Raw genomic sequence first — 14,761 nt, forward strand, 5'->3', positions numbered from 1 at the left:
GCCATTGTGGCAGCGCGGCCGTGTGACAGGATCGTGCGCATGACTGACAAGCCTGAAGTTGACTTCATCGAGGGCCCTCCGCCCACCGAGCTCCAGATCAAGGACCTCATCGTCGGCGACGGACCCGAGGCCGTGCCCGGCGGACTCGTCGACGTGCACTACGTCGGCGTCGAGTTCGAGACCGGCGAGCAGTTCGACTCGTCCTGGGACCGCGGCCAGTCCGCGAAGTTCCCGCTCCCGCAGCTCATCGCCGCGTGGCAGCAGGGCATCCCGGGCATGAAGGTCGGCGGTCGCCGTCAGCTCGTCTGCCCGCCGGAGCTCGCGTACGGCCCCGCCGGCGGCGGTCACCGCCTCTCCGGCAAGACCCTCGTCTTCGTGATCGACCTGCTCGGCGTCTGACTCCTGGTCGGCGGTTTACCAAGAGGCCACGGCAAACAGCCACTCCTCAGGGCGCGTGCGCCTTGTGGGGTGGCTGTTTGCCGTGCGGGGTGTCCCGCGGGGCGAAAGTTTGCCCTGCCCTCTTGGTAAACCGTCAGAGCCGGTCGACCAGCGCCGTCACACGCTTCACCGAGACCGGGAACGCCGTCCTGAGGTTCTGGGCCAGCAGGCTCAGGCGCAGCTCCTCCAGGGCCCAGCGGACGTGCTGGACGTCGGGGGAGAGGCGAGCCCATGGCGACATTGCGGCCGTACGTTCGTGGAACCGGGCCTCGAGCTCTTGCGCCGCCAGCAGGTCGTCCGTGAGCGGTGCCGTCAACCGTCGGCGCGCGGCCTCAAGGTAGAGCGGCAGTCGGCGCAGCTGGGTGACCCCGGCGTCACGGATGAATCCGGGATAGACGAGCCACGACAGCTGCACGCGTACGTCCTCGCCGGCCTCGGTCGCCGGGGTGGGGACGACCTCGCCGAGGGCCCGCAGCACGTCGAGAACGGTGCGGACGGCTCGCTCGGTCTCGTCGTACGCCTCGGCGCGCACCTTCTCGCGGAGCGCGTCGAACGCCTCCTCGGTCCACGCTGGACCGCCGTGGCGTACGAGCAGCTCCTCCAGGGCGGCGAGCCAGCACTCCTCGATGACGGCGGCGGCGTCCTTGTGCGGACCGGTCGACAACAGCAGCTTGGCCCGCAGGTCGAGCGCACGGCCCATCTGCGGGACCGGCGTCGCCAGTGCGAACGACAGCAGCCGGGCCTGGCCCCGTCGCATCGCCGCAGCCTGCTCGGCAGCGGAGTCCAGCACCCGCAGCGCCACCGATCCACCCTCGTCGACCAACGCGGGATAGCCGGTGACCTGACTGGCGGAGATCGTGCGGTCGATGTCGCCGACCGTCCAGGCGAGCAGGCCGGATCGCTCCTCCTGGCGGGCCACCGCTGTCAGGTCAGCGCGCACGTGGCTCGCCAGCTCGGTGCGCAGGGCGCCGAGGTCCTTGCCGCGCGACAGCTCGACGCCGTTCTCCACAACGCGGAACGTCACCCGCAGGTGTCCCGGCAGTGAGCTGAAGTCGAAGTCCTCAGGGCGTACGACCGTGCCGTTGAGTAGCCGCATCTGGCGGGCCAGCTCCTCGCTCAGGTCCGGCGCGTCGGCGTCCATCGCCTCGACGAGGCGGGGAGCGAACTGGCCGGCCGGGACGAACTCCCGGCGCAGCGCCTTGGGCAGCGATCGGATCAGCTCGGTGACGAGCTCGACGCGGTGCCCCGGCACGTGCCAGTCGAAGGCCCGGTCGTCGACGGTCAGCAGCCGGTCGACCGGCAGGTCCACCGTGACGCCGTCGTCCTCCATGCCGGGCTCGAAGGCGTACGTCAGCGGGTAGGCCTCGCCGTCGGAGTGCCACTCGCGCGGGAACTCCTCCTCGGCACTGTCCGCGTCGCGGCCGAGCATCGCGGGGTCGAACGTCAGCAGGTCCGGCTGGTCGACGCGCGTCTTCTTCCACCAGGCATCGAAGTGCCGCGTCGACACGACGTGGTCAGGCACCCGTTCGTCGTAGAACGCGTACAGCGTCTCGTCGTCGACCCGCAGGTCGCGGCGGCGCAGGCGCTCCTCGAGCTCCTCGACGTCGTGGATCATGGCCTGGTTCCTGGCCCAGAACTTGTGGTGCGTACGCCACTCGCCCTGCACGAGCGCGTGCCGGATGAACAGCTCCCTCGAGACGACGGGGTCGACACGCCCGTACTGGACCAACCGGTCGACGATGATCGGGATGCCGTAGAGCAGCACCCGTTCGCGCGCCATGACCGAGCCGCGCTTCCGCGACCAGTGCGGCTCGCTGTAGGACCGGTTGACGAGGTGCTGTCCGGCCTCCTCGACCCACTCCGGGTGGATCTTGGCTGCGGTACGCCCCCAGAGCCGGCTCGTCTCGACGAGCTCGCCCACCATGACCATCCGCGGGGGCTTCTTGGCGAGCCCGGAGCCGGGGAAGATCATGAACTTGGCCTGCCGCGCGCCGAGGTACTCCCGGCCGTCCAGGTCGCGGAGTCCGACGTGCGACAGCAGGCCGGTGAGGAGCGCCTGGTGCACGAGGTCCGGGTCGGCGCCGGGGTTCCCGGGCCTGAGCTTGAGGTCTTTCGCGGTGCGGCGCAGCTGCGAGTGCACGTCGTGCCACTCACGGATCCGGAGGTAGTGCAGGTACTCGTCGCGGCACATCCGGCGGAAGGCCGAGCTCGAGAGGTTGTCCCGCTGCTCGCGGATGTACTTCCAGAGGGTCAGCCACGAGAGGAAGTCCGAGTCCGGCTCGACGAAACGACGGTGCTTCTCGTCCGCCGCCTGCTGGTGGTCGAGCGGCCGCTCGCGTGGGTCCTGGATCGACATCGCAGAGACGATCACCAGGACGTCGGCGAGGCAGCCGAGCCGGTCGGCGGCCAGGAGCATGCGGCCGAGACGGGGATCGGTCGGCAGCGTCGCCATCGACCGGCCGATCGTGGTCAGCCTGTGACCGCCGGAAGGCTGCGTGCCGAGGGCGCCCAGCTCGTACAGCAGGTTGAGGCCGTCGGTCACGGCTCGCGAGTCAGGCGGGTCGAGGAACGGGAAGTCCTTGATCGCGCCGAGGTCGAGCGACGCCATCTGCAGCAGCACGGATGCCAGGTTGGTGCGCTGGATCTCGGGGTCGGTGAACTCCGGGCGCCCGTCGAAGTCCTCCTCGGAGTAGAGGCGGATGCAGATGCCGTCCGCGACGCGACCGCACCGCCCCGCGCGCTGAGCGGCGCTGGCCTGCGAGATGGGCTCGATCGGCAGCCGCTGCACCTTGAGCCGCTGGCTGAAGCGGGAGATGCGGGCGAATCCCGGGTCGATGACGAAGCGGATGCCGGGCACAGTCAGGGACGTCTCGGCCACGTTGGTGGCCAGCACGATGCGCCGGCCGGCGTGGTCGCTGAAGATCTTCTGCTGGTCGCCCGCGGCCAGCCGTCCGTACAGAGGCAGGATCTCCGTACGAGGAAGCTTCTTGCCCGCGAGGAACTCGGCGGCGTCGCGGATCTCTCGCTCACCCGACAGGAACACCAGGATGTCGCCGTCGCGCGGAAGCTCGCCGATGGCGTCGGCGATGCCGTCGAGCATGTCAGCCGCATCGGACTCCGCGAGCGGCCGATAGCGGATCTCGACGGGGTACGTGCGCCCGCTGACCTCGATGACCGGGGCGTCGAACATCTCCGCGAACCGCTCGACGTCGATCGTCGCCGACGTGATGACGACCTTGAGGTCGGGACGACGGGGCAGCAGCTGCTTGAGGTAGCCGAGCAGGAAGTCGATCGACAGCGACCGCTCGTGCGCCTCGTCGATGATGATCGTGTCGTACCGCTCGAGCCGTCGATCGCCGTGCACCTCGGCGAGCAGCAGCCCGTCGGTGACGAGCCGGATCGCGGTGTCGGTGCTCGTACGATCGTCGAACCGCACGGCGTAGCCCACCTCGGCACCGAGCTCCACCTCGCACTCGTCGGCGATGCGCTTGGCCACCGAACGCGCAGCGATGCGGCGTGGCTGGGTGTGCGCGATGCTGCGGCGCCCCAGCTCGTACGCGATCTTGGGCAGCTGCGTCGTCTTGCCCGAGCCGGTCTCGCCGGCGACCACGACGACCTGGTGGTCGCGGATCGCCGCGGCGATGTCGTCATGGCGCGCCGTGATCGGCAGCGCCTCGTCGTACGCGATCTTCATGAGGTCACAGCCAGCCGACGTGGTCGCGGAGGAATCCGTAGCCGACGAACGAGATGACGTCGAGGATCGTGTGGGCGATGACGAGGGGCAGCACCCGACGCGTCCGGCGGAACCAGTAGCCGAAGACCAGCCCCATCACGAAGTTGCCGAAGGCCTGGCCGAAGCCTTGGTAGAGGTGGTAGCTGCCCCGCAGCAGGGCGCTCGCCACAATCGTCCGGGGCCAGGCCCAGTCGAGCTGGCGCAGCCGGGTGGTCAGGTAGCCGACGACGATGAACTCCTCGATGACGGCGTTCTTGACCGCAGCGAGGATCAGGACCGGGACGGTCCACCAGTAGGTGTCGAGCGGGCTCGTCACGATCTCTGCGGTGACGCCCAGGGCGCGGCCCGCGAAGTAGACGCCGATGCCCGGAAGGCCGATGACCGCCGCCAGCAGGGCACCCCACATGACGTTGTCCCAGATGCTGCCCTTGTGGAGCCCCAGCCGCTCGCGCACCGGCGGCTGGTCATTGTCGAGCGTCATCAGGTAGAGGGCGAGGGCCACCGGGACGATCGCGAACCCGATGCCCAGCAGCTGGTAGGTCAGGTCGAGCCACTCGCGGGTGTCCTGGTTGCCGTTGAGAGACGCGGTGGAGTCCCTCAGCCCACCTGGCTGCGTCAGCTTGGCTGTGAGGCTGACGACGGCGTACACCGCGGACGCGCCCAAGGACAGCCCGAGGACGATCCAGATCTCGAGCTTCAGCTTGCGGTCGGACACCGAACGGTCGGGCACCGTCAGAGGTCGTCGGTGGCGAACGTGTCGCACTGGTTGACGGTGCCGCCGTTGTAGCCGGTCATGAACCACTTCTGCCGCGACTCGCTCGAGCCGTGCGTCCAGGACTCCTGGTTGACCCGGCCGGTCGAGGCTTCCTGGATGTGGTCGTCGCCGACGGCGGCTGCGGCCGACAGTGCGGACTTGACGTCAGCATCCGTGATCGCCTTGAGGAGGGTCGTGCCGTCCTTGTCCTTGGTCGTCGAGGCGTGCTTCGCCCACACGCCGGCCATGCAGTCGGCCATCAGCTCGATGCGTACGCCTCCGCTCAGCGGTCCGGTCCGGCCGTCCTGGCCCTTGGCAAGGATGCCCAGCAGGTTCTCGACGTGGTGGCCGTACTCGTGCGCCACGACGTACTCCTGCGCCAACGCGCCCCCATCGGCGCCGAACCGGCTGGTCAGCTCGTCGAAGAAGCTCGCATCGATGTAGACGCGTTGGTCGGACGGGCAGTAGAACGGCCCGGTCGCGTTGGAGGCGACGCCGCACGCCGACTGCGCCGTGCCGGAGTAGATGACGGTCATGGCGTCCTGGTACTGCCGCTGGACGTCGGCCGGGAGCGCCTCACGCCAGTAGGCCTGGACGCTGTTGACCGTGCCGATGATCCGGCAGGTGTCGTCGCGGTTGGCGTCCGCACCGGTCTTGCACTGCGAGAAGTCCGTCGTCGTGGTGTCGCCGCCCGGCTGGATCTGCGAGGTGTCGAACGGGTTGGTGCCGGTGCCGCCGGTCACGTTCTGGAAGATCAGGCCGAGGATCAGCAGGATGATGCCGCCGGCACCGCCACCAATCACCGCGCCACCGCGAACTCCGCCGCCACCGCCCGTCACCTGGCTCGTGTCCAGATCGGCGCCCTCGTTGAACGTCATGCCGGGAAGTCTACGCAGAGCGCAGGGGATCGCTCGCGGATAGTGTCGTGGCGTGACCTCGACAGATGCGGGTACGAGCTTCCAGGTGCCAGAAGGCCTGTCGGCCGGCGACACGGTACGTCTGAGGGGCCTGCGGCGCATGCGCGCGCTGGCGCTGTCGTTGCTGGTGCTGGCCGCCGTGATCTACCTGATCACCCGCAACCAGGACGGCTGGCTGGGCTACGTCAACGCCGGCGCCGAGGCCGCGATGGTCGGCGCGATCGCCGACTGGTTCGCCGTCACCGCCCTGTTCCGCCATCCGCTCGGCCTGCCGATCCCGCACACCGCAATCATCCCCAACCGCAAGGAGTCGCTCGGCGAGAGCCTCCAGGAGTTCGTCGCCGACAACTTCCTGCGCGAGGACGTCGTGCGCGAGCGCATCCAGTCAGCCGGCGTCAGTCGACGCGTCGGGGAGTGGCTCGTCACCGACGGTCACAGCGAGCGCCTCGTCGCGGAGGGCTCCCGGGTGCTCTCCGACGCGCTCCAGCACGTCAAGGAGACCGATGTCGCCGCCGTCATCCAGGAAGCGCTGATCCCGCGCCTTAAGGAGGAGGAGCTCAGCCCCGTCGTGGGACAGCTGCTCGAGGAGATCCTGCGGGACGACGCGCACCGGGGCCTGGTCGACCTGGCGCTCGACGAGCTCGGACGGTGGCTGGCGATCAACGAGGACGAGGTCGCCGCGCTCATCGAGAACCGCGCACCGTCCTGGACGCCACAGTGGCTCGACAAGCGCGTCGCCGGATGGGTGCACGAGCAGGTCGTGGAGTGGGTCGCCGAGATCGGTCGCACGCCCGACCACAACGCACGCATCGCGCTCAACCGGTGGCTCGCCGATCTCGCCGATGGGCTCCAGCACGATGCCGAGACGCGTACGCGGTTCGAGAACCTCAAGGAGAGGGTCTTGTCGCAGCCCCGCGTCGGCGTCACCTCGGTACGCCTGTGGGACGCGCTTCGTCGTGCGCTGATCGGGTCGCTCGCCGACGAGAACGGTCTGCTGCGTCGCCGCGCCCTCGAGGAGATCGAGGCGTTCGGGCAGCGACTCATCGACGACGCCGAGCTGAACCGCCGTCTCGACGCCACGATCTCTGACGTCGCGGCGTATGCCGTCAACCACTACGGCAGTGAGGTCGCCACGATCATCTCGGCGACGGTCAACCGGTGGGACGGCAAGGAGACCGCGGACCGCATCGAGCTGCACGTCGGGCGGGACCTGCAGTTCATCCGGATCAACGGAACCGTCGTCGGCGGGCTCGTCGGCGTCGCGATCCACGCCATCTCGTCGTTGCTCTGACGGTGTCCGGCCGACCCGAAAGCCACAGAATGTGGAAAAGATGTGCATAACAACGCGTGGCTTGTGGGTGACCTGGGTCACTCTGTGGGTAAGTGACACATTCTCCAGAAATACCCCAGAAAGTTCGGAAAATCCCTTGCGCGCCGAGTCGCCCGGGGCATACAAATGACCTACGCAATCCTTCGGGAAAGCGGGAAGGAATCCAGATTCGATCCCATGGCCAGCGACGCAAGTCAATGGCAGCCGGTCAGTGATGTGACAGGCGGGAAAGACGAAGGATTCTGGATGAGAGAGATCATCACGCTCGATCACAATGAGGCCCCGGAAACTCATACTTTCCGGGGCCTCGACTAATTGTGCCAAGGTTTTCCGCGCGATGCCAGCGAGCGCGTCGAGACGGCGCACCAGGCGACCGACCCGATTCGGAACGCCGTCGGCTCTTTGCTAGAGTTCAGTGCTGCACCGCGCCCGTCAAACAGGCGCTTGTCCGGGTGGCGGAATGGTAGACGCGCTAGCTTGAGGTGCTAGTGCCCTGTAAGGGGCGTGGGGGTTCAAGTCCCCCCTCGGACACAACCAGATCGCGACGCCCATCTCCTTCGGGAGGTGGGCGTTTTCGTGTCCCTGTTCATGGTCGGCGTACGTCCCCGTTGCGGCCTAGTATGTGACACACAGTCAGTGATCGGGGGATCCACAGATGGACGACGCGCGAGCAGGCGGACCGCCAGCCGAACCGTTCTTCGACGAGTTCCGGCGCCTCCAGCCCGACGTCGACGTCGTGCTGCTGCCGCCCGAGCAGCCGGGCGACGTGCCCGTCACGCCCGCGGCGGAAGCCGACCGTCTGGCAGCCGTGGCCGTGCAGGTCGCCGATGACGTGATCGCAGCCTGCGGGCTGTCGGTCGACTTCCGGTTCGACCGGTGGGAGCAGGTCAGTGAGGCGGCCTACGAGCACCTGACGCGGATCCGGGTCGACCGGGCGACCGGCGGCGCGGCCCTCGACGACCTGATCCGCGTCCGGGACTTCCTCGTCGCGGCAGGCTGGCGGGCCAAGGCGATGGACACACCCGTGCCGTGGTTCGTGGCTGAGACCGGCGAGGGACTGTGGCGGGCCGACGTATCGCTCGACGGCGAGTCGTTGTTCGTCGAGGTGGCGACGGCGGGCCTGCGGCTGGAGGTCGATCCGACGTGAACGGCTTCAGCGTCAATCTCTGGATCCTGAACCTCGTCGCCACCACGTGGGAGGAGCAGGCCGACAACCTGCGGGCGGCCCGCAAGCGTCTGACTGCAGCAGGGGAGCAGTCGGACACCTTGGGTGATCGGATCGGGCCAGTCGCCAAGGCGTACTTCGAGACCTGGGGTGCCGAGGCAGGGTCCCAGGCGACAGCGGCACAGGGGCACGCGAAGGCGTTGTCGAAGGCCGCGTCGTCCTACAGCCTGCTCGACGAGGAATCAGCGAATCGCCTGAGAGCCCTGGTGCCGTGGGACATGGGCTCGTCGGTGAAGCCGTCGCCGGTCTTTCCCGTCTACGTCAGCGGCCCTCTCGGTGGCCCGCTCGGCTTCACCGACCTTGCGCAGCCGAACCTGCCTGAGCCTCCGGTGCGGGGTCCCCAGCCATGACGCTCGTCCTGACGGGCATCGACTCGTTGCCGGAGTGCCCGACAATCGGGGACGAGGTGCTGCCGGCCACCCGGGCGGCGGCCGTCGCGATCTCCGAGTCTGCCGAGGTCATGCACAAGAACGCCGCCCCGCCCGAGTGGGAGGGCGACGAGGCCACGTTGGCCAACCACGTGATGACCATGACGGCCAAGAAGCTGGACGCCCCGGTCGCGGCCTTGGAGGTGGGCATCGCCGCGCTGGACCGGTTCAGCGAGCTGGTGGGCGGCCCCCTCAAGCAACGTCACGTGGCGCTGACTCGCACCCGTACGGCCTTGGGCCACAAGGAGGGTGAGCTGGAACCTCGGCTGGCGAACGCCGACGACCCCACGATCGAGGCCGATGTCCGCAGCCACAACGCCACGGTGGCTGCGTTCAACCGCGACGTCGCCTCGTGGACCAAGGACCTCACGGACGCCGAGGACACGGTGATCGCCGCACTCAAGAAGGCCGACACGGTCAGCGAGGGCTCCGACCTCGTGTCCCAGCTGCCCAACGTGCCGGCCCTGGTGCACCGCGCCGAGGAGCTCAAGAACGACCCGAGGAAGGTCTTCGCCTGGTGGGCGTCGTTGTCGCGCGCCGAGCGCGAGGCGTTGAAGGCCGTGCGCCCGGAGTTCATCGGCAATCTCGACGGGATCCCGATCACCGACCGGGACGAGGCCAACCGGGCCAACCTGACCGCCCTGCGCGAATCGATCCGCGAACGCGAGGGCACGGACGACTTCACCAGCGACGACAAGGACCTGCTCGCCAAGATCACGGGCGTCGAGAACGGACTGGCCCGCGGCGATGGCAAGACCTTCCCCACCTATCTCCTGGTGTTCGACCCTGATGCTGCGAACGGCGACGGTCACGCAGCCGTGGCCTTCGGCAACCCGGAGACCGCCGATCACGTCACGGTCAACGTCCCAGGCCTGACGAGTGAGATGAACAACTTCAACACGGTGGCCGGTCAGGCGTTGGCGGTCAGGGATGGGACTGTCCGACAGGCAAACGGGAGCGTCGCCTCCATCGCCTGGCTGGGTTATGACGCACCATCGGGATATGTCAGCGATGCCATCGACTTCGTGGGAGTGACCAGCGAGGCCAAGGCGAATGCCGGAGCTCGGAACCTCTCCCTGTTCGTCGAAGGTTTGAACGCGACACGGGACGGCGGCGCCAAGGACATGCACCTCACGGTGATCGGCCATTCGTACGGATCGACGACCGTCGCCATCGCCGCAGGAGACGGGATGCAGGCGGACGACATCGTGCTCGTCGGCAGCCCCGGAGCTGGGGACGGCAACCGGCATGCGTCGGATCTCGCTGGCAACGTCTATGTCGGATCGGCCGACGAGGACCCGGTCTCTCGGCTTGGGAACCTCACACCTTTCGGGTTGGGGGTGGACCCTGCGACCTCCGCCTTCGGCGCGCATCGATTCGGAGTGGACGAGGGGCACGACTTCGCGTGGACACCGCTCGGTCTCAAGAACGGATTGGACAACCACACCGCCTACTTCGACCCAGAGAGCGACTCACTGAGTGACATCAGCAAGGTCGCTGGCGGCGTGCCCGACCGGATTCACGAAGTCGGGGGCCGAGGTGCAGCAAGCGACCCGGGTTGGTGGCTCCGCAACAACGCCGGCGCCCCGCTGGACCAGGTGCTGTTCCCGGCGACCGCGGCTCACCAGCTCTCGGAGCCCTACATCGACTCGGCCATGGATCACGCTCGCGATGCCGCCGACGACCTGGCCGAGCAGCAGCGTCGCATGATCGACGGCGCCATACGGCGCGTTCGCGACACCGCAGACGATGTCAAGGAAGGGGCCGTCGATCGAGCCGAGGACGTTGCGCGGCTGGTGTCACGGATTGCCCCGCCACGTATCCCTGGCATCGGATGACCGGCCACCCGCATCGCGGCGCACCGTCCCGATACCGTGGCGTCATGATCCGTCGGGTGGGTGTGATGGTGCTGATAGGGGTGATGATGGCTGGTTGTGGTCTGAGCCCGCGGGGCACCGTCAAGGTGGATGGCGATGAGTACGCCAAGGCGGTGAACGAGACCGAGTCCCTCGGCAAGAAGGCAACAGATCTGATTCGAGAGACCTCCGAAGGAACGGACGGCGACATCAGCGCGGTGCTCAGCAGTCGCTGTGGCGAGCCGTACGCCGACAACCTCCGCACCCTCGGGCTGGGCTCGAGCTTTCGTTTCGAGGGCAGCAAGACCGAGACCCAGATCATCGATTCTGTCGCAGATGGCTTGGTGAAGCAGGGCTGGAAGAAGAAGCAGGGTGAGAACGAGAGGTACTTCTTCGAGCACGGCATCACCGGCGGGGCGACGATGAGGCTGTTCATCACCCCCGAGCCAGATGCTGACGAGCCAGGGCAGACGGCCGTGAACATGTCATTCGAGAGCACGTGCATGAGAATCCCCAAGGACATCGCCGAGAAGAGCTGAGGGCTGTCGTCGCGCCCGGAGTCGGCTCCTGAACCGGCCTCCAGCGTTGCGTGCCGCAGTAGCGTTGTACGCGTGACCGCTCCCACCCTGGCAACCGTCGGCGAACTGCGAGCTTCTGGCCACGTCCAGAAGACACTGCGCACCGAGATCCGCGACAACCTTCTCTCCGCCCTCCGCGAGGGCCGAGACCCGTGGCCGGGCCTGCACGGCTTCGAGTCCACCGTGATCCCGCAGCTCGAACGCGCGCTCATCGCCGGGCACGACATCGTGCTGCTCGGTGAGCGCGGCCAGGGCAAGACCCGGCTGCTGCGCACGATGGTCGGGCTGCTCGACGAGTGGTCGCCCGTCATCGAGGGTTCGGAGCTCGGCGAGCACCCGTACGAGCCGATCACGACGGGCAGCCTGCGACGCGCCGCCGAGCTCGGCGACGAGCTGCCGATCGTGTGGCGGCACAGAGATGAGCGGTACGCCGAGAAGCTCGCCACCCCGGACACCAGCGTCGCCGACCTCATCGGCGACGTCGACCCGATGAAGGTCGCCGAAGGACGTAGCCTCGGCGATCCGGAGACCATCCACTTCGGCCTCATCCCGCGGAGCCACCGCGGCATCGTCGCGATCAACGAGCTGCCGGACCTCGCCGAGCGCATCCAGGTCGCGATGCTCAACGTCATGGAGGAGCGCGACATCCAGATCCGTGGGTACGTCCTGCGGCTGCCGCTCGACGTGCTCGTGGTGGCGAGCGCCAACCCGGAGGACTACACGAACCGCGGCCGGATCATCACACCGCTGAAGGACCGGTTCGGCGCAGAGATCCGCACGCACTACCCGACCGAGCTCGACGACGAGATCGCCGTGATCCGGCAGGAGGCCGAGCTGGTCGCCGACGTGCCGGACTACCTCGTCGAGATCCTGGCCCGGTTCACGCGCGCGCTCCGCGAGTCGACCGCCGTCGACCAGCGGAGTGGCGTCAGCGCCCGGTTCGCCATCGCAGGTGCCGAGACGATCGCCGCCGCGGCGATCCACCGCGCCACCCGTCAGGGCGAGGACGAGGCTGTCGCCCGGCCGGTCGACCTGGAGACCGCCGTCGACGTGCTGGGCGGCAAGATCGAGTTCGAGTCGGGGGAGGAGGGGCGCGAGGACCAGATCCTCGACCACCTGCTGCGCTCCGCGACGGCTGAGACCGTACGAGCGCACTTCCGGGGCATCGACTTCACGGTGCTGGTCGACGCGATCGAGAACGGCACGATCGTCACGACCGGCGAGCAGGTCACGGCGCGCGACTTCCTCACCGGCCTGCCTGTCCTCGGGGAGTCCGAGCTGTACGACGACGTCTGCGAGCGCCTCGGCGCCACGAACGACGGTCAACGAGCCGGTGCGATCGAGCTGGCCCTCGAGGGGCTCTACCTCGCCCGCAAGGTCAGCAAGGAGACCGGCGGAGGCGAGACGATATATGGCTAGGGCCAACCGCCGGCTCACCCGCGACGCCCGCTACGGCAAGTACGTCGACGGGCCCGATCCGCTGGCACCGCCCGTCGACCTGGCTGAGGCTCTCGACGCGATCGGTGAGGACGTGATGGCGGGCTACTCGCCGGAGCGCGCGATGCGGGAGTTCCTGCGCCGTGGCGGCAAGGACCAGGCGGGGCTCGACGACATCGCTCGACGCGTGGCAGAGCGTCGACGCGAGCTCACCCAGCGCCACAACCTCGACGGCACGTTGCAGGAGGTCAAGGAGCTGCTTGAGCGTGCGGTGCTCGAGGAGCGCAAGCAGCTGGCCCGCGACGTGGAGATGGACGACAGCGAGCGGGCGTTCGCCGAGATGCAGCTCGACAACCTGCCGCCCTCGCCGGCCGCGGCCGTCAACCAGCTGAGCGACTACGACTGGCAGAGCACGTCGGCGCGCGAGGACTACGAGAAGATCAAGGACCTCCTGGGCCGCGAGATGCTCGACCAGCGCTTCGCCGGCATGAAGAACGCGCTCGAGAACGCCACCGACGAGGACCGGGCTGCGATCAACGCGATGCTCGAGGACCTCAACGAGCTGCTCGAGGCCCACAACCGCGGCGAGGACAGCCAGGAGCAGTTCGACCAGTTCATGGCCAAGCACGGTGACTTCTTCCCGGAGAACCCGGCGAACATCGACGAGCTGCTGGACTCGCTCGCCCAGCGTGCCGCCGCGGCGCAGCGGATGCGCAACTCGATGACCCAGGAACAGCGCGACGAGCTCGATGCGCTGGCTCAGCAGGCGTTCGGCTCACCGGAGCTGATGTCGTCGCTCGCGAGGCTCGACGGCAACCTGCAGTCGGCGCGGCCCGGCGAGGACTGGGGCAGCTCCGAGCAGATGGACGGCGAGGAGGGCCTCGGCCTGGGCGACGGGACGGGCGTCTTCCAGGACATTGCGGACCTCGACGAGCTGTCCGAGCAGCTCTCGCAGTCCTACAACGGCTCGCGGATGGACGACCTCGATCTCGACAAGCTCGCGCGTCAGCTGGGCGACGAGGCCGTGGTCGACGCCCGTACGCTCCAGCAGCTCGAGCAGGCGCTCCGCGACTCCGGCACCATGAAGCGCGGCACCGATGGGCAGCTCAAGCTGACCCCGAAGGCCATGCGCCAGCTCGGCAAGGCGCTCCTGCGGGACGTCGCCAACACGATGTCGGGGCGTCAGGGCAACCGTGACATCCGGCAGGCCGGCGCCGCAGGGGAGCGGTCGGGAGCGACGCGGGAGTGGGCCTTCGGTGACACCGAGCCGTGGGACGTCACCCGCACGATCACCAACGCGATCACCCGCCTCGCCGGTGAAGGTGCCCCTTCGACAGGCTCAGGAATCGGACCGGTCCGGATCGAGATCGGCGACGTCGAGGTCCAGGAGACCGAGGCCCGTACGCAGGCGTGCGTCGCGCTGCTCGTCGACACGTCGTTCTCGATGGCGATGGACGGTCGCTGGGTGCCGATGAAGCGCACAGCGCTCGCCCTGCACACGCTCATCACCAGCCGGTTCCGCGGCGACGACCTGCAGCTCATCGGGTTCGGGCGGCATGCCGAGGTCATGGAGATCGAGGAGCTCACCGGCCTCGACGCGATGTACGACAAGGGCACCAACCTGCACCATGCGCTGCTGCTGGCCAACCGCCACTTCCGCAAGCACCCCAACGCGCAGCCGGTGCTGCTCATCGTGACGGATGGCGAGCCGACCTCGCACCTGGAGTCCAGCGGTGAGGTGTTCTTCAGCTATCCGCCCCACCCGGTGACCGTCGCGTACGCCGTGCGTGAGCTCGACACGTCGATGCGTCTCGGCGCGCAGACGACGTTCTTCCGGCTGGGGGAGGACCCCGGCCTGGCCCGGTTCATCGACTCGATGGCGAAGCGCGCCGGCGGCACCGTGGTGGCGCCCGAGCTGGACGACCTCGGCGCGGCGGTCGTCGGGTCCTACCTCGGCTCGCGCAGTCCTCGCGGAGCGTTCGGTGGCGGCTACGGCGACATGTTCGGCGGCGGACGGGGCTACTGGGTCGACTGACGCCCGCCGTTTTCACGCTGCGGCATACGC

At 68.4% G+C, this 14,761-nt stretch carries 11 protein-coding genes and 1 tRNA gene; 9 read left to right on the forward strand and 3 right to left on the reverse strand.

What is annotated here, in order from left to right:
• Positions 1–39 precede the first annotated feature (39 nt).
• Entirely contained in the window at positions 40–399 is a 360-nt protein-coding gene (locus tag ASE12_RS02175; protein ID WP_056396355.1) for an FKBP-type peptidyl-prolyl cis-trans isomerase, read from the forward strand.
• A gap of 133 nt (positions 400–532) precedes the next feature.
• Here ASE12_RS02175 and hrpA read toward each other — a convergent pair whose 3' ends face one another.
• From hrpA to ASE12_RS02190, 3 genes are read right to left on the reverse strand one after another with little or no spacing between them, the layout of a single operon-like run.
• A complete protein-coding gene (gene hrpA / locus ASE12_RS02180) occupies positions 533–4,132 on the reverse strand; it encodes an ATP-dependent RNA helicase HrpA (RefSeq protein WP_056396359.1) in 3,600 nt (1,199 codons plus the stop codon).
• 4 nt (positions 4,133–4,136) lie between these two features.
• Positions 4,137–4,901 carry a CPBP family intramembrane glutamic endopeptidase gene (locus tag ASE12_RS02185; RefSeq protein ID WP_235508823.1) on the reverse strand — a complete coding sequence of 255 codons (765 nt, stop codon included), beginning with the start codon at positions 4,899–4,901 and terminating at the stop codon, positions 4,137–4,139.
• A 2-nt stretch (positions 4,902–4,903) separates the two neighbouring features.
• Positions 4,904–5,803: a neutral zinc metallopeptidase gene (locus ASE12_RS02190; protein WP_056396362.1), complete on the reverse strand. Its 900-nt coding sequence runs from the start codon at positions 5,801–5,803 to the stop codon at positions 4,904–4,906.
• 52 nt (positions 5,804–5,855) lie between these two features.
• On the opposite strand from ASE12_RS02190, the gene ASE12_RS02195 reads away from it, so the two are divergent.
• The 8 genes from ASE12_RS02195 to ASE12_RS02230 all read left to right on the forward strand — a co-directional run bounded on the left by ASE12_RS02195 (position 5,856) and on the right by ASE12_RS02230 (position 14,731).
• A complete protein-coding gene (locus ASE12_RS02195; protein ID WP_235508824.1) occupies positions 5,856–7,133 on the forward strand; it encodes a DUF445 domain-containing protein in 1,278 nt (425 codons plus the stop codon).
• A gap of 485 nt (positions 7,134–7,618) precedes the next feature.
• A tRNA-Leu gene (locus ASE12_RS02200) sits at positions 7,619–7,703 on the forward strand.
• A 124-nt stretch (positions 7,704–7,827) separates the two neighbouring features.
• Positions 7,828–8,319 (forward strand): hypothetical protein, encoded by a 492-nt coding sequence (locus ASE12_RS02205; RefSeq protein ID WP_056396369.1) that lies wholly within the window; start codon positions 7,828–7,830, stop codon positions 8,317–8,319.
• Positions 8,316–8,747, forward strand: a complete 432-nt coding sequence (locus ASE12_RS02210) for a hypothetical protein (RefSeq protein ID WP_056396371.1) — start codon at positions 8,316–8,318, stop codon at positions 8,745–8,747. Before ASE12_RS02205 ends, ASE12_RS02210 begins: the two co-directional genes overlap by 4 nt.
• Entirely contained in the window at positions 8,744–10,663 is a 1,920-nt protein-coding gene (locus ASE12_RS02215; RefSeq protein WP_056396373.1) for an alpha/beta hydrolase, read from the forward strand. Before ASE12_RS02210 ends, ASE12_RS02215 begins: the two co-directional genes overlap by 4 nt.
• A gap of 44 nt (positions 10,664–10,707) precedes the next feature.
• A complete protein-coding gene (locus ASE12_RS02220; RefSeq protein WP_157412784.1) occupies positions 10,708–11,220 on the forward strand; it encodes a hypothetical protein in 513 nt (170 codons plus the stop codon).
• 72 nt (positions 11,221–11,292) lie between these two features.
• On the forward strand, positions 11,293–12,678 hold the full coding sequence (locus ASE12_RS02225) for a hypothetical protein (protein ID WP_056396378.1): 1,386 nt from the start codon (positions 11,293–11,295) through the stop codon (positions 12,676–12,678).
• Positions 12,671–14,731, forward strand: a complete 2,061-nt coding sequence (locus ASE12_RS02230; RefSeq protein WP_056396381.1) for a VWA domain-containing protein — start codon at positions 12,671–12,673, stop codon at positions 14,729–14,731. Before ASE12_RS02225 ends, ASE12_RS02230 begins: the two co-directional genes overlap by 8 nt.
• Positions 14,732–14,761 lie beyond the last annotated feature (30 nt).

This window comes from Aeromicrobium sp. Root236 (assembly GCF_001428805.1).
Lineage (GTDB): Bacteria > Actinomycetota > Actinomycetes > Propionibacteriales > Nocardioidaceae > Aeromicrobium.

Coding starts and splice junctions, on each gene's coding strand:
- ASE12_RS02230 (WP_056396381.1), top strand. CDS start 12,671: ATGGCTAGGGCCAACCGCCGGCTCACCCGCGACGCCCGCTACGGCAAG.
- ASE12_RS02205 (WP_056396369.1), top strand. CDS start 7,828: ATGGACGACGCGCGAGCAGGCGGACCGCCAGCCGAACCGTTCTTCGAC.
- hrpA (WP_056396359.1), bottom strand. CDS start 4,132: ATGAAGATCGCGTACGACGAGGCGCTGCCGATCACGGCGCGCCATGAC.
- ASE12_RS02190 (WP_056396362.1), bottom strand. CDS start 5,803: ATGACGTTCAACGAGGGCGCCGATCTGGACACGAGCCAGGTGACGGGC.
- ASE12_RS02220 (WP_157412784.1), top strand. CDS start 10,708: ATGATCCGTCGGGTGGGTGTGATGGTGCTGATAGGGGTGATGATGGCT.
- ASE12_RS02215 (WP_056396373.1), top strand. CDS start 8,744: ATGACGCTCGTCCTGACGGGCATCGACTCGTTGCCGGAGTGCCCGACA.
- ASE12_RS02175 (WP_056396355.1), top strand. CDS start 40: ATGACTGACAAGCCTGAAGTTGACTTCATCGAGGGCCCTCCGCCCACC.